This window comes from Thaumasiovibrio subtropicus, assembly GCF_019703835.1.
Lineage (GTDB): Bacteria > Pseudomonadota > Gammaproteobacteria > Enterobacterales > Vibrionaceae > Thaumasiovibrio > Thaumasiovibrio subtropicus.
This window is the reverse complement of the sequence record NZ_AP023055.1, coordinates 709306-736113: the sequence shown is the minus strand read 5'-3', so window position 1 is coordinate 736113 and position 26808 is coordinate 709306. Positions and strand designations below refer to the sequence as shown.

Here is a 26808-nt window from a genome sequence, read left to right as displayed (position 1 = left end):
GCTTAATAGGTAGATCGCGGCGAATTGTATCTTTTAAGATAAAAATCTCAATATCATGAATAAATCCAATATATTACAATCCCAAACAATTAACATTTCATATTCCGTGGTTCTAGACATGGCGCTATCGAACACACTGATTCACTATCGACAAATCAGATAGTTAGAGAAAGGCGTCAATTAGAGATCTACATCACAAGGCAAACGTTTGCGCAGCATTACAAAAGCAAAACAAATCATTTACATTAAATACAGTTGTAACAAATTGTAATTATGGTGATTTCTCAATAAATCTAGGTTCTCTCATTACTCAAGGATTCGAAAATGAAGCTTAAGTACTCTGCGCTCGCTGCGGCATGTACTCTCACCCTCACTGCTGGGTGTACCACGGAAACCCATACTGAAAAGCAAACAGCCGTTAAAGCGACCGCTGTAAGTTGCCAGAGTGCAAAAGCCGCACCACATTCAGAAATGTCAATTAGCGGCCTCACCTTAGTCGGCACCCATACTGCCCGTGCTGAGTTTGATAGCTCGGCAGCCGAAATCGTTAACTATGATGCTTGTACTGACCAGCTCTTTGTTGTTAATGCGCAGGCTGCACGTGTCGACGTATTACGCCTTGATGAAAACAGCAAGCCAAGTAGCAACAGCTACATTGATCTCACTCTAGCTGGACAACAAGCGGGGATTAACATCGGTGCGGCGAACAGTGTGTCCACCTATGAAGGCTACGTCGCCGTCGCAATTGAAAATGCCAACAAGCAACGTGATGGCATTATCGCCGTTTACCGCGCTGACGATTTAAGCCTAGTCGCGACGTACCCAGCCGGAGCGCTACCCGACATGGTCAGCTTCTCCAAAGATGGACGTTACATCGCATCAGCCAACGAAGGCGAGCCAAACGACCGTTATAGTGATGACCCTGAAGGCAGTGTCACGCTCATTGATGTACAAGCCGGATTCGGCAATGCCATCGTACATCAAATCGACTTCCGCGCTTTTAATCGCGGAGAGCATCGCCATAGTAGTCTGGGTAAAAATGTGCGAATTTCCGCGCCGAATGCCACTGTTGCGCAAGACCTAGAGCCTGAGTATTTAGCCTTCGCTGACAACGGTAAGCTCTACGTTGCAATGCAAGAAAACAATGCCATCGCGACAATAGATGTTAATTCTGCCACGGTAGATACTATTTGGGGACTAGGCAGCAAATCTTGGGGAGAATACTCCCTTGATGCTTCAAATAAAGACAAACTCATCGGCAACTTTCAACGCTATCAGGGGTTAGAAGGCCTGTTCATGCCAGATAGCATTGCAACTTACACAGTAAATGGCGAAACCTTTATCGTGACAGCAAACGAAGGGGATGGTCGTGAATACGGCTTTGACACCACACAGTTCAATTGCGATGAAGCCGGATACAAATGGGATGGTGATGATTTTGCAGGGACTGACGCCTATCAAACAGAACAGGACTTGTGTATCGTTTACCTTGATGAAGTTCGTGGCGCAAAACTTAACGTTGACCCGGCACACCCACTCGCAGAAGCGCTTGCAGACAAGAAACAACTTGGTCGACTCAAAGTCATAAAACCTGAAGGCATGTTAAGTGCAGATGAGCCTGTACAAGCGTTTGGCGCGCGCTCTTTCTCAATCTTCAATGCTGATGGCCAGCTTGTATTCGACAGTGGTTCTCAATTTGCCCATATCGTTTTCGCGGCAGATCGCTTGCATCTCAACAGCACCAATGACAGCAACAGCAGTGCTGATGACCGCAGTGATGATAAGGGGGTAGAACCAGAAGCAATCACCGTCGCGAACATCAACGATCGTTACTATGCCTTTATCGGGTTAGAGCGCCAAGGTGGCATTATGGCCTACGATGTCACAGATCCGCAGCACGCCCACTTTGTCACCTACCTCAACAATCGTCATTTTGAATACAACGTTTGTAGTGAAGTCAATGAAGATGGTGAGTGCGAAAGTGGCACCTACAATCCAGCCGCTGGCGATCTAGGACCAGAGTCAATTGTGCATTTCGAGCGCACTGGGCAGCATTTCCTTGCTGTCGGTAATGAAGTCAGTGGCACAACGTCTGTGTTTCGCATCGACTTCTAACCGCCCAGTCAATCCTTTCTAATCACAACGCCCCAATATTTGTTGGGGCGTTTTTTTAACTTGGTCGCGCAATCTTAAAATCCGCGCGTTTCTTATTCATTCAAGCTGGTATACTCGGTTGATTCATCTATCAAGGACGTTAAGACCATGAAATACCTTTACTTAGTAATGGCATTGGCAATCACAGGCTGTGCATCAACAGACGATGAGAGTAGCGCTAAAGAAGCCGCAATCAGTCACCCTGAACCCGCTGAGCAAGTACTGAATGTCGATACTCTTGTCGTGGACATCATGACAGAAAAACTGGAAAAAAATGGCCGTAGCATCTTTTGCGATCAGCCTAGCTACATCGGCTGCTACAATATTTCGCGTACCCAATGTTTAGCTGAGCTCGCCCTACCCCACGAGCGCTGCCTTGCACGTACTAATGATAAAACTGGAGGGCTGACTGCAGACAACTTAGAGTCTCACAGTCAGTATTACGGTGCTTGCCTTGCGTTAGAGCACATCATGAGTCGTATCGACAACCTCGACCAAGTAGAGCAAATCTCAGAATGCATCGGTAGCGCAGAAATCGATCCAAACACAGCCGCGCAGTCTCTACTGCAGTAAGTCTTTTAACGCCCTCACTCTTTTGTTCGTTGACCCAACACTCGCTTCACTCAGTTGGGTCTTCGCTCTGCCTTTTTGGGAACTCGCTCGCAAGACAGTGTCCTTAGACTCACATAGCCACCATTAAAACTATACATAACCCTGAATTCCCTCACCGCACCACGTCTTCAGCGCGACTTCCACTTCAAAAAAACGCTTTAATCGCTGCCATGCTCAATGCAATCACACCGCAATCCGTCCATCCTTAACGAGCAGGCACTATGACCCAGTTTGACGACCTCATCATTTTTTACCACTTAGTGACACGTGGAAATGTTCGCAGTGCTGCAGATCAACTTAAGCAGTCTGAACAGGAGTTAACTGAGAAGCTAGCGGCAATGGAACGAAAAGCTAGCTCTCAATTACTTCATCGGCACCTTCCAACCCTGACGCCAACAGAAGCAGGCAACACGCTCTTCGAATACGCGCAACAAGCGCAATCCTTGCTGACAGCGGCGAACACGGCGTTGCAATCTGAGCCCCTATCATTCAGTGGTACCATCAAACTGGCCGCGCCCTACGTAGACGGAGAGATAATTCTGCCCATCGCCTTGAGCCGTTTTAGTGCAAAGCACCCTCAGGTCAATCTAGACCTCACATTAACGCATGAATCGCTACCGCTCAGTGACAATCTTGATCTCGTTTTATCGACGACCAGCAGTGTTCACCCACAAATGATCAGCGAACCGATATTTGCTCACCGCTGGGTCGCTTGCGCTTCTCCGTCTTATCTCAACACTCATGGTTCACCGACCCACCCAGCAGATCTTTATCAACATAACTGCTTAGGGTTCAAAGCACAGACTGAAGGCGCATTTGAGTGGCAGTTTACTGATGGTCGTCACCACTATACACGCTCTCTATCTGGCAACTTTAGCGTTAACTCTCCCCAAAGCCTCGTCCAACTTTGCTTAGCGGGGCAAGGTATCCTTTTTGTTCCTTATTTACTTATCGCGAGTCAATTGCAGTCAGGACAACTTCATCAAGTTTTACCTGAACACATACACAAAGAAACCAAGATTTACGCAACCTTTCCTAGCCTGCGCTTTGTACCGCGTAAACTCCGCGAACTCAGTCGATTTATTCAACAAGCCTACAACGAGCACAACCACAATAATGAATAAAAATTCAGTGCAAACGCAATAAATATCACGTAAGCTGGGAATCATTATCAACTCGCCTCGCGATAGCTACATAAACTCTCTATCGCTATCTAGGCAGGCGACAAAGAAAGTACTTGGTATAAGGAAGATCAAATGAAGAAGATCGAATCAGTTGCAATTGTCGGCGGTACACATGGCAACGAATTTAGCGGTATCTATCTACTTCGTAAATGGGAACAATACCCAGAGCAAATTATTCGTGACAGTTTTTCAACCCAAACGCTCTTTGCCAATCCGAAAGCATTTGAAGAAAACAAACGCTATCTTGATTGCGATTTGAATCGCCAGTTTTTAGTCAGTGACTTGGAAAACCCCGCATTGACAAACTACGAGCAAAGCCGAGCAAAAGTGATGAATTTGCAACTTGGCCCGAAAGGCAATGCGAAAACGGATCTCATCATCGATCTCCACAATACGACCAGCAACATGGGTCCAACACTGATTCTTTTGCAATCAGATGATTACAATAAACAGATGGGTGCGTATCTTCGTCAGCAGATGCCCTCTTCAGTGATTGTATTTGAAGACCAGTCGACAGTTGACGAGCACTATTTCGTCAGCTCAATTGCTGAACAAGGCGTCATTGTTGAAATCGGGCCGCAACCTCAGTCGGTGCTTCGCCAAGACGTGTTAGATGAAATGGAAGAGATGACGCAACACATTCTCGACTACATCGAACATGTCAATGCTGGCACGTTACCTAAGCTCGACGACTATGATGCCTACCGTTATAAAGAGACCCTGACCTTACCGATGGATCACAACGGTGAACGCATTGGTATGGTGCATAAGAATGTGCAAGACAACGACTTCAAACCTCTCCGTAACGGTGACCCAATTTTTACACTCTTTTCAGGCGAAGAGATCTGCTGGAAAGGCGATTACGAAGCCTACCCGCATTTTATTAATGAAGCGGCTTACTACGACAATAATCTCGCCATGTCACTCGGTGAGAAGTTTACCGTTCAGCTATAAAGACGTTTCTGGTTAACGGCGACAGATTGGGTGTGCGTCGCGACTCGCAATTTAAAGCGACTCGGGTATAATGCCGCCCAAACTGTTCACAGGATTACACAATGAAAATTTGCGCCGTAGAAATCAAAAATCATGAAGCAATTGTTGTTCTTGCATCAATGGAACAAGGCATGATGGCGATTCATGACTGTCGCGTTACTGCGATTTCGATCCCGGTTACCCACACATCTGAAGACCTTGAGATTTTCCAGACCAAGTTCGCCAAACTGATGGAAGATTATCAGGTAGAAAATGTGGTGATTGGCGAGCGCATTAGCAAAGGTAAACTCGCTGCGCCGGGTTTGAGTTTCAAGTTAGAAGCTGCCATTCAATTGATCACTGCGCTGAATGTGAACGTCCTCTCTTTTGAAGACAGAAAAGCCAGTTTGAAGCGTAACCCTCTAAAAATGAAAGCAAAAGATGTAGGCCTTAAGCCTTTCCAAGAAGATACATTTACCACCGCATTTGCTTTCTTAAACATGAAATAATACGTCAAGTATTACGCCGAGTATCAAAAAACCCACACCTAGGTGTGGGTTTTTATTTTGTGACCTAAATTTGCCTACAGTGGATGTATCAGTGTGGCGCAAGAGGAAACCACACTGACAACACCGACTATTGCAAATTAAGCAACAATGACATCTTCTGCTGCAACATATGGAAGATCCAAAGCTTCAGATACTTCTTCACAAGTGATTTGGCCATTGAATACGTTCAAACCATTCATAAGGTGCTTGTCGTCAAGTAGGGCTTGCTTATAACCTTTGTTCGCGAGTGCAACAATGTATGGCAGTGTCGCATTATTTAGCGCGAAGGTAGAAGTACGCGCGACGGCACCCGGCATGTTTGCAACACAGTAGTGAACCACATCATCAACAATGTAAGTCGGCTCACTGTGAGTAGTCGCATGTGATGTCTCTGCACAACCACCTTGGTCAATTGCCACATCAACAATTGCCGCACCTGGCTTCATTCGCTTAACGAGATCGGCAGTAATGAGCTTAGGCGCAGCCGCACCTTTCACCAATACACCACCAATGACGAGGTCTGCGTCCAATACATGTTTCTCAATCGCGTCTTTCGTTGAGTATACCGCTTTCACTTTACCCGCAAACTGTGCGTCAAGTGAGCGCAGCACGTCGATATTGCGGTCAAGGATGGTTACGTCAGCGCGCAAACCCACAGCCATTTGTGCTGCATTCGCACCGACAACACCACCACCAATAACGACAACTTTCGCTGGTTCAACACCAGGTACACCGCCAAGAAGCATGCCACGACCACCGCGAGATTTCTCAAGCGCAAAGGCACCTGCTTGGATAGACATACGGCCAGCAACTTCAGACATAGGCGCGAGAAGTGGTAGTTGGCCCTTGTCATCTGTAACCGTTTCGTAAGCAATACACACTGCTTTACTATTGATAAGGTCATGCGTTTGCTCTGGGTCCGGAGCAAGGTGTAGATAAGTAAACAGAATCTGACCTTCACGCAGCATTGCACGTTCAACGGCTTGAGGCTCTTTTACTTTAACAATCATCTCAGCTTTGGCGAACACATCCGCAGCCGTTGGCAGAATCTCTGCACCAACAGCAACGTAGTCTTCATCACTGAAACCGATACCGGTACCCGCTTGGGTTTCCACGTAAACAGAGTGACCATGAGAAACCAGCTCTTTAACAGAGGCTGGAACCATACCTACACGGTACTCATGAACTTTAATCTCTTTAGGTACACCGATAATCATCTCTTTCTTCCTACTTCGTTGTTTGAGCGTTATATACAAAGTATGTGAAAAGTTTCGGAATGTGGCACTGTTTTTTCACCATTCTTTGAACACTCCATCCAACAAAATAATATATCGCAGAATATATAACTATTTGTGAATGCCGTCACAGTGTTAAATGTGGCTTAAATCACATTTTAGCAGTGTTAAGACCTGAATAAATTATAATCAGCCGACTATTCATCTGCCAATTAACAATAAAACCGATATCATATACAGCCACCATTAAGCGTTGTTTTGAAGTTTTCTGCTGTTAGTTAACGCAATAACACATGAAATTAACATGTATTTATCATAATAAATGGAAACTTAGCCCAATCTATGGTCGCTACCTTTGAGGAACTAAAGTAAAATTTTAGTAGTCACATTAGGCATATCCTCAAGCTACCTCAGGGCGCTCGTTCAGTGAAATGTTCTAAGTTTGTCAGCAAGGCACTGCTTCGAAGATCTAGTGGGCTAAATCGACAAGCAGTAACAAAGATGGCGCATCTAGAAAACTCGCCCTTTGGGAAGTGACCAGTTTCTTGAGATAGCTAGAGTATATTGATGGGCTCACCCCAATGTGAGCACGATTCTTTTCTTAAACACCAACAAAGGCTCATAATGAAAAAAACAATCGCAGCAATGGCATCTGCTTTGATATTGGCAGGTTGTATGACAAGTTCAAACTCAGCAAAGATCGGTGACCAGTTGTTTAATAAAGAATGGCAACTTTCTCAGATCGATGGTGCCTTTATCGATACCGAGATCGTCAAACAAGTGCCAAACTTTACCCTTGAAACCGGCGGACGCATTACAGGCGTTGGGGGTTGCAACCGCTTTTTCGGTGACGCGACGCTTGATGGTACCCATTTGTCTGCACCAGCATTGGCAAGCACTAAAATGATGTGCATTCAAAATGAAGTGGCAACGATTGAAGCTCAGTTTATGCAAGCACTGAGTCAGGGTGTCCATGTAGAGTTTCTAAACGAGAGTGAAGTCACCCTTAAAGGTGAAGCGCATACTTTTGTGTTTACTCGCTAACACGATACTCAAGTGACAAAGATTCACTAGCGGTGACGTGAGTGACAACATTCACCATCGGCACGCCCTCCTGACATAAGTCTCTGTTCATTTGTCGGTCGCGCGTGCCAACTTAAATCGCCTTTCTCCTTTTACGTCTCAGCGGTCTGTACTTATTAGCGGGCGTATACCTACCTTTCGATCTAGCCCACGAGACCGTTAAAGCTATGCTTTGCTGACAAACCAAGACATTCTCGCTGAGCATGTATTTTGAGGTTACTTGAGTATATTAATTGCAGGAATACTGCCTAACCATTCAAGTGCAAAGGTATAGCGCTATCACACTCATTTTCCCATCAAACCACCAAACTCAATGGATTACCAACCCAAAAGCACTGCCTTCAATGATTCGATACAGCGAATGTAACAAAATAAGACAAGATTATTTTTAAGGTATTCATTGCACATACATCTTAGTAAGCAATCATCACTTTTGCTTTAGCGGTATCGTACTTGCGAGTATCAGCATTCTGTCTACACAGCCACCACCGGATGCATTTTTATGCATATCAGTCAGGTAAAGTGCACAATGCGGTGGCTATTTCCACATAATCTGTACGAATTAATACCCAATACTGTAATAATTCACTACTAACTCACGCCCGCTGACAAATTAAAAATTCGCATCACAAAAAAATGAGAGAAAACGACGGCTTATGTCAATTCATTAATGCGTTGCAGTCTATTCACACCTCGTAACATTCTGGGACACCCGTTAAAACGAATCCCATATAGACTTTAAACACACTCATTAATTTTTATCGCGTATGAAGTCTCTTCTCATGACACACAAAGGAAAACTGAAAAAGCCTGCCTTTTTCATCTTCTTCTCGCTCTACTACGCGATGAGTGGGCTGATCTTACTTTATGTACTCCGCGAGACCTTTCGATTCAACGGGTTCATTGTCATCATGCCTATTGTAATTATCTCAGGCACGGGTATTGCTATCGTAGGAAACTGCTTGGCGAACTGGCTTGGCCGTCGGATATGACGGCCAAAAATGTAAATTACGGTGTTGGCTATGCCCACGAGACCTAAAAACAACGCCTTGTTGATAAGCTTAGACACTCCCACGGTACAAACTGCCCGAGCTAGGAGCTCAATGACGGCAATGGTGTGACAAGTAAACGACTGTTTCTGCCTTGCCCATATACTTGGCAAGTGTTTTTTCAGGCACCTTAAGTAAATCAACGACAATCAGCCCATCTAACGCGTTGTTAAACGCAGGGTCAACATTGAAGCAGACCAACTTACCGTTTAATCCCAAGTATTGTCTCAACAACACCGGCACTGATTTTCCATCCTCCATTCGGCCCAGCACCTTACCCAGCAGTTGCAGATCAGGTAACGCCGATAGCATGTCATGCTGCCAGAAAGCCTGCTTTTCTTCGGGTAGCGGATTACTTGGTGCGACTAATGCTGCTCGCTCAATATCATAATGATGAATCGTCATGGTTTCGGCGATCAACTTTCTCGCCAGCGCGCTGTAGTCATTGCTAATGCTGACGGGTCCAAACAACTTGGTGATATTAGGATGACGCGAGGCAAATGTCGCAATACCTTTCCACAGCAATAATAACGCACTCAAACTACGTTGATACTCGCGAGCAATAACCGAACGTCCCAACTCGATGGCGCCATCAAGTTGGGCGACAAAACGTTCGTCATAATCAAATAGTGTTCGAGAATAAAGCCCTTGAATGCCATGATTTTCAACAAGTTCATTCACTACACCAAGACGGTACGCGCCAACAATACAGGCATTTTCCCTATCCCAAACAAACAACTGCTGATAGTAGCCATCAAACGCATCGATGTCTGCTTCTAGGCCCGTCCCTTCGCCAACAGCGCGAAAATTAACTTCTCGTATCCTTCCTAGCTCACGCATAACCAAAGGGATATCACCACTCGGTGCACAATAGACATCAAATGCGCCTTGCGACAGCAGAAATGCACTAGGCGATAACCCGGCGATCTCTTTCGCTAAACTGCGTTTTTCTACTGGCTCAATAATATCAACATCATAGGTTGTACATTTTTCATGTTCATTGCGCCCGATTTGGAACGTTGAGCCCAGTAGATAGGTATTTAGCCGCAAGTAATGCACAAGACGAGTTTCATCCGATAACCCCTTTACTTCTGAATAGTGAATGGCTTCTCCAATCGCAATATCGATGCGCTGTTTCCGTTTGTTCAATAGTTCGCGCCCTAACATTAAGGTACGCAAAATCGGATGAATCTTCCCAGCAAGATAGAAGGGCTTACTGTTTCGACCGTTGATGAACATCGGCACCGTCGTCGCCTTGGTTTTTCGGATCATCTTTGCTACTGAGCGGCTCCACTCCTTATCCAAGAGCTTGCCGCTTTGCTTATCAAACGTCGATACCTCACCAGCCGGGAAAACCAATAATGCGCCACCATTTTGCAGGTGTTTATTCGCTTCTCGTAAAGCACGAATATTCGCCTTAACGGCATTTTCTCCCTCGAATACATCCACGCCAATAAAAAGCTCACTGAGCTCTGGTACGCTTTTTAGGTAATGGTTCGCGAGCACTTTGACATCTTTTCGGACGTTGCGTATCAGCTCAGCAAGAATAACGCCTTCTACTGCGCCGAGAGGATGGTTGGCAACAATCAAAGTTGCACCTTGCCGGGGTACTGCGTTTAGTTGACCACGCTGAACTTGATAGTCGATACCAAGCACATCCAAGGTATAGCGCAGAAAATGATCGAGCGATGCATTGTGGGGGCGGTGTTGATAATATTTATTGAGCTTCTTCAGTCCCGTTGCCCACTCTGTGACATGCTCAGCCACACCAAACGGGGTTTTTCGAGGGAGCCTAAATGGGCTAGTCGCCATAATAACCTCATACAGTTCTTAAATCAGTGTTGCCATTAACCAACAACACACTTACCAAACAGCGAACTCACTTACGTTGAGTGCGACATGGCATCATAGGCTAGCCATATCACCTGCAAGAAAAAGTGACTTTCGGGATGCAGAGGCAGATACAAATCAATATGGGTTCATTGAATATGCGATGGGCTGGACGACGATCTTTCGCTGACCGTTAGGTCTGATTAACTCATGTTATTCACGGTATCTGCGACTTATATACATCTAAAGTCTATCCTTGAAGACGTTCTTAAAAAGTATGAAATCGTAAGATGAATTATGTGTGTCATCTTCGCTTCAGTGGGATGCATCTTTGATGACAGATAGGTGACAATGATATTGGCTAGGAAACAAGCAAAGGAGAGATAGGACTAGGCTTGTCAGCACGGTACTGTTTGGTAGGCTAGTAAACTAAACAGAACCGCCGATAATGAGTTCAGAAACGACTTGTGGCAATAAAAGCGCAGTCCCCCACGCTAACAATTACTTTCAAAGGCTATCTACTTTCAAAGACTATCCGACAACACGATCAGCCATACGCTTATCTTTTCGCGCATAACGCCAACCAAAATAGCCGCCGACGATAGCGCCAAACAGATGGCTTTCAAAGCTGATTCTCGCCTGCCCAGGGAAGACACCGAAAACCATTGAGCCGTAAAAAATCAAAATTAAGAAAGAAATGAGCATCGACTTTACCGAGCGACGCATCACGCCGTAAATCAATAAGTAACTCCACAGTGCATAGATAACACCACTTAAACCAACATGGTAAGCATCGCGAGCAAGCAGCCAAACGGAGAGCCCAGTGAGCAACCAACTCACAGCAAGAACACGATAGAAGCGCTTCTCGCCAAACTGAAACAAGAAAACCGAGAGTACGGAAAAAGAGATAATATTACTAAAGAAGTGCTGCCAACCACTATGAATGAACGGTGAAAGAAACACGCCAATCAACCCTGTCGCAGATCGAGGATAGATACCAAGGTGGCTTAAACTACCATTGGTCAACACATTAACAATGGTAAGTATCAACAGCAACGCGGCGAATACACCTAAATATTGGACATGTTTTTTCAACTTCACGACTCCTTGTCTGTTCAATGGCTAAAACGTATTTTAAAGCAAACCGTTATAAAACTTTAAGTGCCAGTTTCGCCAAATTGTAAGCATCAACGTATCCTGAATGCTGACGCCCTTCCCACTCAATCTCAAGCACCTCCATCGCTGCTTTATGACCAAAGCGCACTGTTTTCATCCGTTGATGAATGCCAAACAGCGTGGCCATATTCAAGTACTCACTAAAGGGCATCTCCAGACCTTTCTGCTCGCACTCAGCTTTCAAAACATCATTATCATGTCCCCAAGCAGCGTATATCTTATTGGCACCACCAAAGTTTTTAATCATCGACTTGAGTACCGATGCCAGTGGTCGTCCTTGTTTTTCTATCTTTCTTGGCGTGATGCCAGTCAGCTCAACGCAAAACAGGGAAATATCATCATGCTCTGGCTTCACATAATACTGAGCACGTTTAACCACTTCGCCCAATTTCAGATCAATTTCAGCCAAGCCAATTTCAATGATTTCGCCTGTATTCTTCTCGCGACCGTCATTCCAGCAGCACATCTCTAGGTCAAAGCAAACAATGCGGTTGTAATTCATAACAGCTCAAATTAAATTTCGTTGCGCAACATTGTACCGCACCTTACCCACAACGAAAGTCTATAGCGAACAAAGGTCAACCAGTTGGCCTTTGTTCGAACAAAAATAGGATAATTGAGGATAAAACGTACTATTGAAGAATGTCGTTCAATGCTCTAACAAACGCATCGACAGGCTGACCACCAGTAATGACGTACTTTTTATTGAAGATAAACGTCGGCACTGCCTCAACACCCATTTGACGGTAAAACTCTTGTTCCTGCCTCACTTCTTGTTTGAATTGATCTGACGCTAGAACGGCACGTGCACTATCGCCATCAAGCTCGACGTCCTTGGCGACATCCACCAACACATTGTGATCACTGGGATCTCTACCCTCACTGAAATAGGCTCGGAACAGCGCCATTTTCAATGCCGTTTGCTTATTCCACAGCTTCGACCAATGCAAAAGACGATGCGCATCGAACGTATTGTAAATACGCGTTTGGGGTTCAAAATTGAAGTCAAAACTGAACTCCTTTCCCTTCTCCACCAGCATCTTACGATTATCCGCACTCTCTTCCGCGCTCAAACCATATTTTTCAACGATATGCTGAATCAAATTTTGGCCACTTTTTCCCATCGCTGGGTTCAACTCAAAGGCCCGCCATCGAATTTCAACATCCACGTCTTTTGGCAAGGTCTGCAACGCTTTTTGAAACGAGAGATAACCGATAATGCACCACGGACAAGAGACGTCGGAGATAAGCTCAACCGTCAAATTTTTTTGCATCGTGCCTCCTTTTGCTCAGGGCATTTATGCTATTAAGCATAGAGGAAAAATCCCGCCTATACACTCAGAGAACCCATTGAAGACAAAAGTCATGACTCAGTTCTAAATCATACATTTAGCGATTGCATCCTCTTACTCAATTGCATAATATGTGACCTGTTAAGTCCATCCGTTTCCGTTCTGTAAACGATGTGACTTCGATAGGAGAATACAAATGACATTTCTACTACTAGCCAATTAATGCGCTGCGTTAATCCATTGTCCCCCCGGGTACAAATGTGATTTTCGCCATTGCATGCGCATACCTTCATCGTCTAAAGCACGCAGTTGTCTGTGTTGTTTTCGTGTACTCATCAGTCAAAGATGCACTGGGCAAGTTTAGCCTCGCATTTTACTGTTTGTTCATGTGGCCTTAGGCGAAACCCTATACAAGCCTTCTCGATAAATCGCTTACTCACACAGTAATGCGCACTTTCGGTATAGAGCTTGTGACGAAATTGATAATAATGGTCAGTACACTGGTTGACGCGGTGAAAACACCGTGCCGTATACTGACTAAACGGTGATTCATCAGGAACAATTATGTCGTTATTAAAGTTTTTTGAACGCCTTATCCCAGCGTTAACAGACGACGCAGCGGAACAGCCTCCAAAAGGGCTATGGGCGTTTTGTCGTCATTACACACGTGGATATGAGATTCCATTGTTAGCGATGACAATACTTACCACACTGATCGCCATCAGTGAGGTAATCTTGTTTGGCTTTATGGGTACCTTAGTCGACTGGCTTGTTCAACATACCCCAGAAACCCTTATCGCTGAGGAAAAGCAAACCTTGTTCAAAATGGGCTTGCTGGTCTTGGTCGGTATTCCTTCGTTAGTATTGTTGCATTCGCTTGTCGTGCATCAAATACTGCTGGGTAACTACCCGATGAAGATTCGTTGGCTGGCCCACCGCTATTTACTACGCCAAAGCATCTCTTTTTATCAAGACGACTTTGCAGGTCGTATTGCCACCAAGGTGATGCAAACATCATTAGCGATCCGTGAAACTGTCATGAAGTTACTCGATGTGATGGTTTACGTCAGCGTCTATTTTACTTCGATGCTCATCATGATCGCGAAGGCTGACACCCGCTTGATGCTGCCGATGTTGGCTTGGTTGATTCTTTACGTCGGCATTCAATGGCATTTCGTGCCTAAGCTGAAGAAAGTTTCCACAGAGCAAGCCGATGCGCGTTCAACGATGACTGGACGAATCGTCGATAGCTACACCAACATTTCAACCGTCAAACTCTTCGCACACACAGACAAGGAAGAAGAGTATGCGAAAGAAGGCATGGAGACTTTCCTTGATACTGTCTATCGACAAATGCGGTTGGTGACAGGTATCAATTTGAGCGTTGAGATGATCAACTATCTATTAGTCTTCGTGATTGGAGCCGTCTCTATTCTACTGTGGTTAACCAACGCTATCACCGTTGGTGCGATTGCCATCGCGGTCAGCTTGGCACTTCGCCTTAACGGTATGTCGCATTGGATCATGTGGGAACTGAGCTCTCTGTTTGAAAATATCGGCACGGTGGCTGATGGTATGAATACCCTGTCGAAGCCGACAGACATTCAAGATGAGAAAGATGCCAAGCCACTCAATGTTGAGAAAGGCGGAATCACCTTTAAAGATGTCAGCTTCCACTATGGTGAAGAGAAAGGCGTGCTTGAAAAGCTTAACCTAGAGATCAAGCCTGGCGAGAAAGTCGGTTTAGTCGGGCGTTCAGGCGCGGGCAAATCCACCTTGGTCAACCTACTCATGCGCTTTCATGACGTAGAATCGGGGTCGATTGCCATTGATGGCCAAGATGTGAAAAAGGTGACCCAAGAGAGCTTACGGGCGCAGATTGGCATGGTGACGCAAGACACCTCTCTGCTCCACCGCTCTATTAAAGAGAACATTCTCTACGGTAAGCCAGACGCAACCGACGAGCAACTTGTTGCCGCAACCACCCAAGCACAGGCGCATGAGTTCATCGCGACGCTTTCTGACCCACATGGTAATGTCGGTTACGATGCACAAGTCGGTGAACGAGGTGTGAAGCTTTCTGGCGGTCAGCGTCAACGCATCGCTATCTCTCGCGTATTGCTGAAAGATGCGCCAATATTGTTGCTAGATGAAGCCACGTCTGCCCTTGACTCAGAAGTCGAGGCCGCCATCCAAGAAAGCTTGTATGAGTTGATGGAAGGCAAAACCGTCATTGCGATAGCACACCGTCTATCCACCATCGCTGCGATGGACCGCCTTATTGTGCTTGATAAAGGTGAAGTAGTTGAACAAGGTTCTCACCAAGAGCTGATCAACAACAATGGCATCTATGCGCAGTTATGGGCACACCAAACTGGCGGCTTCTTAGGGCTTGAAACAGAGCAATCGAAGCAACCTGAAGCGATTTAACTTCAAGGAGTGACAATGAAATACACGACTACCCCAGATTTCCCCGGGGAAACGATCGCATCCGTAATCGGCGTTGTTTCTGGCAACGTGGTGCAATCAAAGCATGTAGGACGCGATATCATGGCTGGCTTAAAAAGCATCGTGGGAGGAGAAATTCGCGGCTACACAGAGATGATCAATGAAGCGCGACAAATCGCCCTGTCTCGCATGATAGAAGACGCCGAAAAATTAGACGCTGATGCGATTGTTAACGTCAAATTTAGCACCAGTATGGTACAAGTCGGCACATCCGAAATATTAGCCTACGGTACAGCAGTCAAGCTTTCCCGTTAATCGAAACATCTATTTACAAACTACTCCAAAGAGGGTCTAATTTTTTAGACCCTCTTTTTTTAATTCTCATCCATCACATACACTAGAGAAAAATGCATAGTAACTGAAAAAAGTGCCATAAAGTCTTTAAGTTACGTGACTTTCCTTCCGTTAAATAAAAGTGTCACACTAAAGATGTAACTTGACGAACATCACACTTTTGGGTTTACTTAGCCCCTCACAGTTGAATATAAAAATACTAAATTTCTATGCAGAATAAATCTCACTTGGCTTTAAAGGCGCGCCTATCAAAATGTCACTCATTGGAGGAAGTCATCAAGCTTTCTCGCAAAGTGACTAACCCGTTTCTAAACCCAAATCACGAAGACAAATCATCTCAACAAGCTGCGGCGGCGAATGGTTCTGACTTTATCGAAGAGCCCGTAAAGCCCAAACGACCTCAACCACAACGATGGGCAGTGAGTTGCGAAGAGTAAACCGCTAACAAAGAATGCTCGATTTTCAAACGCAAACGTTTGCTTTTTTGCTGGCGGTTAGCAGTAGTTCTGGTATTATTCGCTGAGTTTTAGGGTTAACACCCAGTTATCATTGAAATAGGGACTTCAATCATGAGCCTTGCCGATTCCGTTCTTGCTGTTAACGATGACCTGCCAATTCGCACCGACAAGCCTGTCCACAGCGGTAAAGTCCGTTCAGTTTACTGGTTAACAGAACAAGACAGCCGCCGTCTCATCGAAGAAAAAGGCTATGACGTACCTGCAGATGCACCGCTTGCTATTATGGTCATCAGCGACCGCATTTCCGCATTCGACTGTATTTGGCACGGAGAAAACGGCCTCAAAGGTGTTCCCGGTAAAGGTGCGGCGCTTAACGCGATCTCTAATCACTGGTTCCGACTATTTAAGGAAAAAGGACTCGCTGATAGCCACATCCTTGATATTCCCCATCCTTTCGTCTGGATTGTTCAAAAAGCAAAACCAGTGATGATCGAAGCAATTTGTCGCCAATACATCACGGGTTCAATGTGGCGTGCTTATGAAAAAGGCGAACGCAACTTCTGTGGTATTGAACTTCCAGAAGGGCTACAGAAAGATCAGAAACTCTCAGAACTACTGATTACACCGTCCACCAAGGGTATTCTGCGTGACATCCCCGGCGTACCAGAACAAGATGATGTCAACATCACACGCGAAAATATCAGCGATAATTTCGCTGCTTTCAACTTCACATCCGCCGATGATATCCCTGTTTACGAAAAACTGCTCAAAGAAGGCTTTGGCGTTATCAGTGACGCGCTAGCAGAGCTGGATCAGATGTTTGTCGATACTAAATTCGAGTTTGGCTATGTCAACGATGCCGCTGGCAATGAAAAGCTCATCTACATGGACGAAGTCGGCACACCTGATTCCTCTCGTATTTGGGATGGTGCGCAATTCCGCCAAGGCAATATCGTTGAGAACTCAAAAGAAGATTTCCGTCAGCTACTATTGAATCACTTCCCAGATCCAGACATTCTTCTCAACAAAGACCGTATGCCTGAACGCGCTGCGTTAGCGAGAGACAATGCCTTGCCGCTAGAAGTGATGCAGAAAGTCTCAGATACCTATGTGGGTATCGCAGAAAAAGTGATTGGGAAAAAGCTGCATCTTAGCGAAAACCCAAAGCAAGAGATCATTGCGATTCTTCGTGACCAATACAGCCTGATTGACTAGAGTTAATTGGCCTGATTTAAAAGGTGGTAGCCTTCTTCTACCACCTTCTCTTCTCCAACTTACTCCCTTTATACCCGGCCATTTGCATACCACCAGCAAATAGTTGGCGCTTTATCGACCAGTTTCCGCTATACTTTAGTACAAAGTGCAAATTGGGTGTGATTATGAACGGTATCTCTCCGCTACAAGGTGGTTACAATATCCTGCAAAACGCTGATCAAATGGTGAAGAAAAGTGCCAGAGAGATCAACGAGCAAGGCTTTCAAAATCGCCGCCAAGAGCAAGCCAATGGTACCCAACAGAATGGTTTGGGCAATAACAACAACCAAAACCAAAATCCGTTTGCGACTAACACTGAAAATCAGGCCAATAGCCGAAATGTTGTCCAGCCTCTTGCTGATTTACAGCAAGCAGAGCTTTATGGCCGTGCTGGGACAAAAGTGGTTGAAGCAGAAGAACGGACTCGTGGCGGAATTTTAAACGTCAAAGTCTAACACCCGCTCAAAGTCTAACACCCGCATTGATATTGGCATCCGAACGCGCTTAGGCGCGTTTTTTGTTTCTACCTGTATACTCTGCCTAAAAACTCTCGCTGAACAAGCATCTTGAGGTGATTTGAGTCTAGTTTACGTCGCTCCCCGTTGATGCTGTCTCCCATTTAACGTCTCACCCTTTGCACTTCACCGACTCAAACCAAGTGCTATCTACGCTTTTTCGTCTATCCACCTTGATCTATGTTGCGAATAAACAATAATTTAACAAAACAACAACAAGTATTATTCTTGGGGAAAGCCATGAGTCAGACGTTAGTATGTGACAAGTTTCTACACTGGGCAGAGCAACGCAAAGATGATGTGTTTCTACGCCAAATCATCAACCGCCAATTTACCGATATCACTTATGGCGAAGTCTTAGACAAAGCACTTCGCCTAGTTAGCGCACTGCGCCACATGGATATCCAACCCGGTGACAAGGTCGCACTCGTTTCAAAAAACTGTGCCGAATGGTTTATTTGCGATCTTGCCTTTATGCTTGGCAGTTACATCAGTGTCCCTGTTTTCCCGACCGCAGGTGCGGATACCATTGCTCACATTCTTGAGCATAGTGAAAGCAAACTGGTTATTGTCGGCAAATTAGATAGCACAGACGCCATTGAGGCTTGCCTTACCACAAACTTAGCATCACCTTTACCGACCCTCTCCCTACCCTACTCCGGCACCATAGAAGGGGATTTTGAATGGAATCAGGTAATGGCGCACTATGAACCCTCCGCAGAGCGTCCTCAGCATAAACCAGATGATTTGATGTCCATTGTTTATACCTCAGGCACATCAGGCCTACCGAAAGGTGCAATGCTCACACACGGCGACTATGCTTGGTCAGCACAGTCACTCATCGATCACATTGGCATGTTGCCGGGAGAAAGGCTTTTCTCTTATCTACCTCTCGCGCACATTACTGAACGTGTCTATATCCAAGGAACGGCCATGCTATCTGGCATTACCACCGCCTTCCCAGAATCTCTCGATACTTTTATCGAAGATGTCAAAATGCATCGACCAACCTTATTCATTTCTGTCCCTCGACTTTGGACTGTGTTCCAGCAGCGCATTCTAGAAAAGTTACCGCAGCGCAAGTTAAACCTGTTGTTGAAGATACCCTTCGTCTCTAGCCTCATTAAGAAAAAGCTTGCTCAAGGACTTGGCCTCGACCAAGCACGCGTACTCGGCTGTGGCTCTGCACCCGTTTCTCCCGCATTATTACGCTGGTACGAAAGTGTTGGGCTCAACATTACTGAAGCCTGGGGAATGACGGAATCTTTCGCCTATAGCACACTCAACTACCCCTTCCGCAGTGACAAAGTGGGATCAGTGGGAAATGCTGGACCGGGTATCGAGATAAAAATCGCAGAAGATGAAGAAATTTTGGTTAAGAGCCGCGGCTTGTTTACTGGCTACTATAAAAATGACACTGCGACCGCGGAAACTATCATTGATGGGTGGCTTCATACCGGAGATTTGGGCTCTTTAGATGCGGAAGGATTTCTTTCGATCGTCGGACGTAAAAAAGACACGTTCAAGACAGCAAAAGGCAAGTTTGTCGCACCGGTTCCGATTGAAAAACGCCTCTTTGAACTCAGTAACATCGAACTGATGTGCCTCATAGGTTCTGGGCTACCGGCCCCTATGTTACTTGCCATCGCTCACGAGTTTCCCAACTTTGATCCTGCGCGCTATGAACGTAAGATTCATCGTGTTTTAGATAAAATTAACAGTGAGTTAGAGTCTCATGAACAAATTAAAGGCGTATTGATGATAAAAGAGCCTTGGAGTATTGAAAATGGCATATTAACGCCTACGCTTAAGATAAAGCGCCATGAACTGGAAAAACGTTATCACGATTTTTGCCAAGATTGGCCTAAGGATAAGCGTATTATTTGGGAAGAGAGCTGAGAGTGAAGTGCATAAGACAAGCTCAACGGATCTAAACGTCCAGCACACCAAATAGATTTCAATAGCGCCTTGCACGTTCTGCTCCGTCTCCAGCAAGCAGTACGTGCGTTTTTTTGACTACAAGTCATAAATGTCAACTTAGTCAGTTAACGAACCACTCACCTATCTATACGGCTCTACAGCAGTTTCTGCCCTGCTGCTTAGCGTTATAAAGCTCATTCCCCGCGAGAAAATAGAGCCGATTTCTATCTATGCTCTCATTTGGGACCAGACTTGCTACACCAACACTTACCGTAAGATAACGACTGATCTCCGTCGGAAAAGGAATCGCAGCCAGCGCAATCTCCTCTTGTAGCCCAACAGCGAGTTGCTTGGCTGCTTGAAGATCCGTATCAGGGTAGAGTAAGACAAATTCTTCATCTTGAATGCGCGCCGCGAGATCGCACGCTCGCTTTGCTCGGCTTTCTAACAATCGAGAAAACGACTTCAAACAGTTATCACCTTGCAGGTAGCCATAGAGTTCGTTGTAACGAGAAAAGTAGTCAATGTCGACAACGAGTAAAGACAAGGGCGTTTGTAATCGCATCGCGCGATGCCATTCTCTAGACAGTGTTTCATCAAACATGCGCCGATTGGCAATGCCGGTCAGTGTATCTTTCACTGAGTTTTTCAGCAGATGTTGGTTTGCTCTTTCAAGCTCTCTCTCCGCTAACTTTCGCTCGTGAATATCAATAATGATGCCGACCAACGCACTAATGTCATCATTGGCGTCTCGGATGACTCGAATGATGTTACGCACCCAAACATAATCCCCTTTTTGCGTAATAGCGCGATAATCAACTTCATGGTCATTACCTAACGTCGACTGAGTCAAACATGTTTCAACAACCCGCTCTCTATCTTTATGGTGTATTCGATCAATCCAGTCGTTAATGCTATCCCAGCTCGATGCAGGCCAACCAAGCAAACCATCAATTTGCGGGCCCATATACGTATAACGAAGACTGGGCCACTCCATTCTCCAAGGAATGGCTCGCGTTGATTCTAATAATTTGCGGTATTCATGGGGATGGAGTTCAACAACCATTCACTCACCCTTCGATTGACAAAGCTCAGAGTATATTCTTAGCAGTATATACCCTGAGCAGATAACTCGAGGCGGATTACCAATCCAAGTTCACTGTCACACCCACTTCTCTTCCTTGACCATAGTTAGAAGCAACACCCATTGGCGTGCTAAAAGCAAAGGTTTTGAATGATTTATCTCCGACATTGTGGCCATATAAGCGGAAACTGAGTCGGTCATCGAAATCGTAATTAAGCGCAAGATCAAAAAGCCCATAACCTGATTGAGACAGGGTATTACCTTCATCAAAATGAATTTTAGACTGGTAGCGACCGTTCACTAACATGGACAAATCACCTTGCAACCAATGGTCAGGAAGGAAGTATTCAACACTTGCAGTGATTGTTGTATCCGGTGCGTAAGGCAAGGTATTTCCTTCCAAATTCGGATTGCCTGATTCGAACCTTGACTCCCCAAACGCACCACCAAGGTTCACGATAAGGGCTTCGGTCGGATAGAACATAATAGCTAACTCAACCCCCTTACTTTGCGCCTCACCGTGATTTCGAAGTACCTGCTGCCCAGGCACTCCTGTATAGAGTTGCAAGTCTTTGGTTTCAATCCAATAGACAGCCCCCTCTAAAAAGAGCGTATGGTTAAGCAATGCTGTTCGCCATCCCACTTCTGCATTCAATGACTCTTCGGCATCAAATCCCAAACTGTCACCAGCACTTCGAGGGACTGGGCTGTAACCTCCGGGACGGTGGCCCGTCGTCAACGAGGCATATAGACGTGTATCTCGGCTTTTCTGCCAGCCTATGGCAACTTTAGGTGAAAACAGCGTGTCAGACTTCGTTGAATGAAATGACGGTATCTGCCATAGCGGGTGCCCACTATAATCGCTACGTGATTTCACTTTTTCACCACGCAACCCTAACGTCAGATCGACGCTTTCATTGAGTGAGTAAACCCCTTGTCCAAAAATGGCGTAGTTATCCATTTCCTGTTCATTTGAAACACCGTTAGTATCAACGTCAAAGCGACGTCGCTCGGCATAAGCGCCGATCAAGGTTTGCAATACCGGTGTCAACTGAGAAACGAAGCGCAACTCTTGACTATACGTCTTTTGATTTTCCTCCCAGTGACCGCCAATAAACGTTCGCTCCACCTCTCTATCTTGATAGGCAGTTATACTGGTGAGCTGGTGGTCCCCCCACTCATACCCGATATTCACTGCGTAACTTTTCACCTTGCGTTTAAGTTCTGGAATAGGTTGCAACGTCTGTTTGGCATCATATTCCTGCTCAAGAAGATACCACTCCTCATGACTGTCTAAGTCATCAATCCCCATTGAGAATGTCGCCGTCAACGGTGCGCTTTCTGGTAGGTAGTGCACACGTATTGTGCCGCCCTGCGTATCACTTTCATTGGCATCCCCCTTACCCGAAGGTAAATGCCTAATCTCGCCTTCTTCCTTCAGCGCACGAAGATGCATGTCGGCATACACATCCTTCGATACTTGCACCGCAAACCCACCATCAAGTTGTCGCGTTTTATCGCCCAATGTCACACTCGTCGTCGCTAAAGGCTGATCAACCGCTTTACGGGTAACGATATGAATAATGCCACCTTGGGCATTACCACCATAAAGTGTTCCTTGTGGTCCTCGTAACAGTTCCACTCGCTCAACATTTCGCAAAGGCTGTGTTAAGAACGCATTATCTTGTTTAATACCATCAACATAAACCGTGACAGTAGAGGAATAGAAATCTGGTGACGTAACCCCGCGCACGGTAGTGTTGGCATAAGTACGATTTCCACGAGATTGAATAACAAGACCGGGAAACACTTTTTCAAGATCAGACACGTCAGTCACACCTGCTCGAGCCAACTCCTCCCCGGTTTTAACGACGACTGAGCTATCGACTTGTCCTATCGGGGTACCTAGTTTAGTCGCTTCGACCACAATCACCTCATTCGCACGTGAATGATCGGCGTACCCTAAACAGGCCATAGCAATTGCGATGGCGACGTGAGTAGGTGCCTTATTATTCAATGGCATCAATTTCTCCTTACTACTGATTTTTTTATTACTTAAATGGCCGACGGAAATTAGCGCGAACACATCCCGCCCCATAACGAGGTGGCAAATAATGTTTGATAACGTTAACCTCACTCAACGTGAAGCAAACCTATATAGCCAGACTCCTCAAGCTGCTTACTTAGCGAGGAGAGTATCTAGGCTTTTAGCAAGACACCGCTTTGACGGTTTAGCGAGCTATATCAACTGAGAAGCACGCCATAGCGATTGATAATGTTCACAGCTTTCCATCAACGCCACATGATCACCGCTTGCTACAATACGTCCTTTATCCAACACTATGATGCGATCCGCATCCACCACAGTGTTAAGTCGATGCGCAACCATAATGACCGTTTTACCTTCGCTTAAAAGGTTAAGCGAACGCATAATCTGCGCCTGTTTATCGCTATCTAACGCAGAAGTGAACTCATCTAGCAGCAAGATGGGGGTGTCGTGTAAGAACGCTCGCGCAATACTGACGCGTTGTCTTTCGCCACCGGAAAGTTGACAACCGTTTTCGCCCAACTCAGTGTCCATCCCTTTTGGTAAGCGAGCGAGCAAATCTTCAAGGCCAGCAAGGCTGATGGCTTGATCGAGCAAGTATTGTGAGGCTTTCGGTGCAGCGATGAGTAAGTTTTCGTGTAAACTACCCGAGAACAATTGCACATCTTGCGTCACATAAGAGAGGTGTTGATACCAACGCTCAGTGCCGACTTCAGACAAGTTTTTACCACCGATCCTGATCTCCCCATCCGTCGGCATATAAAACGCGGCAATAAGATTAAGTAACGTTGATTTACCAGAACCACTCCGCCCGACAATCGCGACACGTTCGCCTTCAGCAATCGACAGGTCTATGCCAGCTAAAACATGCTCACCATCGAATCCATGCGTTAAGCTCTCCACTTCTAGATCAAAAGCGTGTGGTGATTCACCGTGTTGAGATTGTTGGGGCGCGCGAGCAAGCACATAAAGACGAAATGCTGCTTTCGTCATGTAACGTAATAACGCAGCATAGATGGCCATACGAGAAAAGGGACGAACACATGCCACACTAGCCATGACAACAACAAGCCAAGTACCTATCGCAAGCGTACCATCGACAACAGATAGAGATGTTACGCCCGCAACGATTGGAATACTAAGCTCTAGTACTAAAGTCGCAGCTACAACGCCAGCCCCTCCAGCCCACTCTAGACCAAGTCCATTTCGTCGCAAGTTCTCTATCTCATCACAAAGCGGAATCGACAATCGGTCACTGCGACCAAAAGTTTTTAGCATTGGCAGACAGGCGACGTATTCCAAGATTTTATTCGCTGTTTTAACTTGGCTCTGCTGATAACCAGTGGCTCGCTGTGAGAAACGTTTTTCAGCCACTAGCAACACACCACAAGCAATGAGAATGAAAAACAGCATGAGACAAGCTGCAAGTGGGGCAAGAATAGCAAGCCCAATCAACAGCAGTGCTGGCATTACCAAAGTGGCCACCACATCCGCGACAAGATGGCTAAAGATATCTTCAAACTGCTTCAGATCACTGGTGATAAGTTTCATCTTCTCACCAAGACCTTTACCCGTCAGCGTTGCCAATGGCTGACGACGGACGTCAGTCAATAACTGCCCGCGAAGACGATGGGTGATTTCATAAGCGCCGAGAAAACTCTGCTTTGCCGTCTGGCCTACCCACCATTGCAGAAAAACGACACTCAGCGCGCCTAAGATCATGTAAGGCCACGCAATGGCTAAATCAAAAACAAAGTAAGCGATGACCAATAGCCAGCCGAAAGCAGGCAGTGCTTCAACGCTCATTTTACCGAGGATTCCAATCCAAAATGTTCGGCTTTTGGCACCACTATGCATTAACAGAAACTGTAATTTACCCATGACTCAGCTCCTCGACATTTCCTTCATTCAACAAGAACACCCTTTGGTGATCCCTGACAGGTTGTGCTCGATGGCTAATGATCAATTGAATCTGTGCAGTGCAGTAACCCCTGATGGCCTGTAAAACCGCTTGTTCTGTCAATGAGTCCAAATGCGCGGTTGCTTCATCTAGAACCAAAATGGGAGCACGAGTGATAACCGCACGAGCGATGGCTAAACGTTGTAATTCGCCACCACTAAAATCTCGCTGAGTTTCCCCCATATCCGTGTCGAGTTGATGAGGAAGGCTGTCAACCAAATCGACCAGCTTCACGAGCTCAAGCACTTGCCAAATCTCTTCATCGGTCGCCTTTGGTGCTGCCAGCGTGATGTTGTCCCGTAAAGACCCACTAAAGAACACTGGAAACTGGTCAACAACGGCAAGATACTGACTTCGATTCTTATCGCTCAGCATTTCTACATTTTGATCATTGAAATACCAACCGCCATGATGCGCAGACAGTGACCCCGATAGCGATTCAAGCAGACTCGTTTTTCCACATCCAGACTTACCTTGAAAGATCGCGGTATCGCCCGGAGAGAATGACAAAGTCACCCCATCAATGATCCGACGCTCACCGCGTTCTATGATCAGATCGCGACATTGCAAAGTGTTCAACGGTGACAAGAAAGCCGCATTTCTGACTCGATCATCCCCAAACAGCGGCACTAAGCGAGCAACAGCAACGAATGACTGTTGCACTTGACCAAAAATCTGCGTCAGATCCAGCCATGGTTTCAGTAAACCCACCGACAGAATGATCGCCATCGCGCCATTGGCTGGCGGCAATGACCCAATAGCCATGAAAGCGATTGCCGCAGGCATCACCAGTAACAGCGACGCCTGTGCCAAGGTGACAAACGTCACCCAAGCACCAATCATCTGATCGGTAAACACGGTGACGATTTTGTTGTGCTTATCCATTGCTCGGCTCAATTGCAAATACGACGCTGAATCGACGCCATACAGCTTCATCACGCCAATACTGCGCAAAAACTCTAACTGGGCCTCATGCATACGGGCGACGATAGCATTGTACTTCTCATACCGCCCTTCAAACCCTCTCATCATCATGTATTGCACCACGGCAGCCACGGGCAATGGCAGCAAAGCAATAACGCCGAGCCGCCAATCGATGAAGAACATCAGACCAATCATTAAAATGGGCATCAATACCCCATTAATAATATCTGTGGAATGATGGGCAATAAGTGGTTCTAAACTTTGGGTGTCATCCGTAATGCGTTTCTCTACATCGCCACGATGATACGTTTGAAATTGTTCGCTAGAGAGGAGCGCCAGCGCGTTGATCATATGTTGGCGGACTTTCTGAATAACATGATAAGCGACAAGATGAGCTTGCCATACGGCGACCATATACAGCCCATAGCGGACAACAATCGCAATCGCCATACATAAAAAGGCAGACAACGCCGACTCGCCTTGCGTTACGGCAATAAGTCCAACGTAGAGTGATATCCAAGGCACTATTTCGATAAGCGTGCAGAGCAACGCGCTAGACAAAGAGAGAAACAAACGCTGACGTTCGCTGTCCAGCATTTGCTTCAGCGCTTGAAAACGATTCTGGTGTTGCGTGAGATACATAACAGACTCCTGTAGATAGGAATCATTCTCATCTTTTCATCTAAGAGTGGCTAGCAAAATCGGGAAA

Annotated in this window: 22 protein-coding genes; 13 read left to right on the top strand and 9 right to left on the bottom strand. The window is 45.9% G+C overall.

What is annotated here, in order from left to right; genetic code table 11:
• Positions 1 to 324 precede the first annotated feature (324 nt).
• The 5 genes from TSUB_RS19625 (at position 325) to TSUB_RS19605 (ending at position 5431) form a co-directional block, all read left to right on the top strand.
• Positions 325 to 2115, top strand: coding sequence for a choice-of-anchor I family protein (locus TSUB_RS19625; protein WP_087023087.1), 1791 nt, complete (start codon positions 325 to 327; stop codon positions 2113 to 2115).
• 147 nt (positions 2116 to 2262) lie between these two features.
• On the top strand, positions 2263 to 2727 hold the full coding sequence (locus TSUB_RS19620) for a hypothetical protein (RefSeq protein ID WP_087023089.1): 465 nt from the start codon (positions 2263 to 2265) through the stop codon (positions 2725 to 2727).
• A gap of 260 nt (positions 2728 to 2987) precedes the next feature.
• Positions 2988 to 3890, top strand: a complete 903-nt coding sequence (locus TSUB_RS19615; protein ID WP_087023091.1) for a LysR family transcriptional regulator — start codon at positions 2988 to 2990, stop codon at positions 3888 to 3890.
• Positions 3891 to 4022: 132 nt separating this feature from the next.
• Positions 4023 to 4904, top strand: coding sequence for an aspartoacylase (locus tag TSUB_RS19610; RefSeq protein ID WP_087023093.1), 882 nt, complete (start codon positions 4023 to 4025; stop codon positions 4902 to 4904).
• A 101-nt stretch (positions 4905 to 5005) separates the two neighbouring features.
• The gene (locus TSUB_RS19605; protein WP_087023095.1) at positions 5006 to 5431 is read left to right on the top strand and encodes a DUF3010 family protein; all 426 of its coding nucleotides are present in this window, start codon (positions 5006 to 5008) and stop codon (positions 5429 to 5431) included.
• 137 nt (positions 5432 to 5568) lie between these two features.
• Here the strand turns inward: TSUB_RS19605 and ald are convergent, their stop codons facing one another.
• Positions 5569 to 6687 (bottom strand): alanine dehydrogenase, encoded by a 1119-nt coding sequence (gene ald / locus TSUB_RS19600; protein ID WP_087023096.1) that lies wholly within the window; start codon positions 6685 to 6687, stop codon positions 5569 to 5571.
• Positions 6688 to 7329: 642 nt separating this feature from the next.
• Between ald and TSUB_RS19590 the strand changes: the two genes are divergently transcribed.
• Both TSUB_RS19590 and TSUB_RS19585 read left to right on the top strand, forming a co-directional pair.
• On the top strand, positions 7330 to 7749 hold the full coding sequence (locus TSUB_RS19590; RefSeq protein WP_159064955.1) for an META domain-containing protein: 420 nt from the start codon (positions 7330 to 7332) through the stop codon (positions 7747 to 7749).
• An 821-nt stretch (positions 7750 to 8570) separates the two neighbouring features.
• Positions 8571 to 8780 (top strand): hypothetical protein, encoded by a 210-nt coding sequence (locus TSUB_RS19585; RefSeq protein WP_087023102.1) that lies wholly within the window; start codon positions 8571 to 8573, stop codon positions 8778 to 8780.
• 108 nt (positions 8781 to 8888) lie between these two features.
• On the opposite strand, the gene TSUB_RS19580 is transcribed toward TSUB_RS19585, so the two are convergent.
• The 4 genes from TSUB_RS19580 to TSUB_RS19565 form a co-directional block, all read right to left on the bottom strand.
• Positions 8889 to 10649 carry a lysophospholipid acyltransferase family protein gene (locus TSUB_RS19580; RefSeq protein WP_414718397.1) on the bottom strand — a complete coding sequence of 587 codons (1761 nt, stop codon included), beginning with the start codon at positions 10647 to 10649 and terminating at the stop codon, positions 8889 to 8891.
• Positions 10650 to 11198: 549 nt separating this feature from the next.
• Positions 11199 to 11762 carry a rhomboid family intramembrane serine protease gene (locus TSUB_RS19575; protein WP_159064956.1) on the bottom strand — a complete coding sequence of 188 codons (564 nt, stop codon included), beginning with the start codon at positions 11760 to 11762 and terminating at the stop codon, positions 11199 to 11201.
• A gap of 52 nt (positions 11763 to 11814) precedes the next feature.
• On the bottom strand, positions 11815 to 12345 hold the full coding sequence (locus tag TSUB_RS19570; RefSeq protein WP_087023108.1) for a 3'-5' exonuclease: 531 nt from the start codon (positions 12343 to 12345) through the stop codon (positions 11815 to 11817).
• A 130-nt stretch (positions 12346 to 12475) separates the two neighbouring features.
• On the bottom strand, positions 12476 to 13117 hold the full coding sequence (locus TSUB_RS19565; RefSeq protein WP_087023109.1) for a DsbA family oxidoreductase: 642 nt from the start codon (positions 13115 to 13117) through the stop codon (positions 12476 to 12478).
• Positions 13118 to 13699: 582 nt separating this feature from the next.
• Between TSUB_RS19565 and TSUB_RS19560 the strand changes: the two genes are divergently transcribed.
• From TSUB_RS19560 to TSUB_RS19535, 6 genes are all read left to right on the top strand, one after another.
• Positions 13700 to 15565, top strand: a complete 1866-nt coding sequence (locus tag TSUB_RS19560) for an ABC transporter ATP-binding protein (protein ID WP_087023111.1) — start codon at positions 13700 to 13702, stop codon at positions 15563 to 15565.
• A 15-nt stretch (positions 15566 to 15580) separates the two neighbouring features.
• Positions 15581 to 15898 (top strand): YbjQ family protein, encoded by a 318-nt coding sequence (locus TSUB_RS19555; protein ID WP_087023113.1) that lies wholly within the window; start codon positions 15581 to 15583, stop codon positions 15896 to 15898.
• Positions 15899 to 16146: 248 nt separating this feature from the next.
• Complete coding sequence (locus TSUB_RS19550) at positions 16147 to 16374, top strand: hypothetical protein (protein ID WP_159064957.1); 228 nt, start codon at positions 16147 to 16149, stop codon at positions 16372 to 16374.
• A gap of 132 nt (positions 16375 to 16506) precedes the next feature.
• Complete coding sequence (locus TSUB_RS19545) at positions 16507 to 17610, top strand: phosphoribosylaminoimidazolesuccinocarboxamide synthase (protein WP_087023115.1); 1104 nt, start codon at positions 16507 to 16509, stop codon at positions 17608 to 17610.
• A gap of 164 nt (positions 17611 to 17774) precedes the next feature.
• The gene (locus tag TSUB_RS19540) at positions 17775 to 18104 is read left to right on the top strand and encodes a hypothetical protein (protein ID WP_087023117.1); all 330 of its coding nucleotides are present in this window, start codon (positions 17775 to 17777) and stop codon (positions 18102 to 18104) included.
• A gap of 300 nt (positions 18105 to 18404) precedes the next feature.
• A complete protein-coding gene (locus tag TSUB_RS19535) occupies positions 18405 to 20063 on the top strand; it encodes an AMP-binding protein (protein ID WP_087023120.1) in 1659 nt (552 codons plus the stop codon).
• Between the two features lie 166 nt (positions 20064 to 20229).
• Here the strand turns inward: TSUB_RS19535 and TSUB_RS19530 are convergent, their stop codons facing one another.
• The 4 genes from TSUB_RS19530 to TSUB_RS19515 form a co-directional block, all read right to left on the bottom strand.
• A complete protein-coding gene (locus tag TSUB_RS19530; RefSeq protein WP_087023123.1) occupies positions 20230 to 21150 on the bottom strand; it encodes a sensor domain-containing diguanylate cyclase in 921 nt (306 codons plus the stop codon).
• Between the two features lie 76 nt (positions 21151 to 21226).
• Complete coding sequence (locus TSUB_RS19525) at positions 21227 to 23191, bottom strand: TonB-dependent receptor (protein WP_087023125.1); 1965 nt, start codon at positions 23189 to 23191, stop codon at positions 21227 to 21229.
• Between the two features lie 216 nt (positions 23192 to 23407).
• Positions 23408 to 25096, bottom strand: a complete 1689-nt coding sequence (locus TSUB_RS19520; protein WP_087023127.1) for an ABC transporter ATP-binding protein — start codon at positions 25094 to 25096, stop codon at positions 23408 to 23410.
• Complete coding sequence (locus TSUB_RS19515; RefSeq protein WP_087023129.1) at positions 25089 to 26741, bottom strand: ATP-binding cassette domain-containing protein; 1653 nt, start codon at positions 26739 to 26741, stop codon at positions 25089 to 25091. Before TSUB_RS19515 ends, TSUB_RS19520 begins: the two co-directional genes overlap by 8 nt.
• Positions 26742 to 26808: the final 67 nt, after the last annotated feature.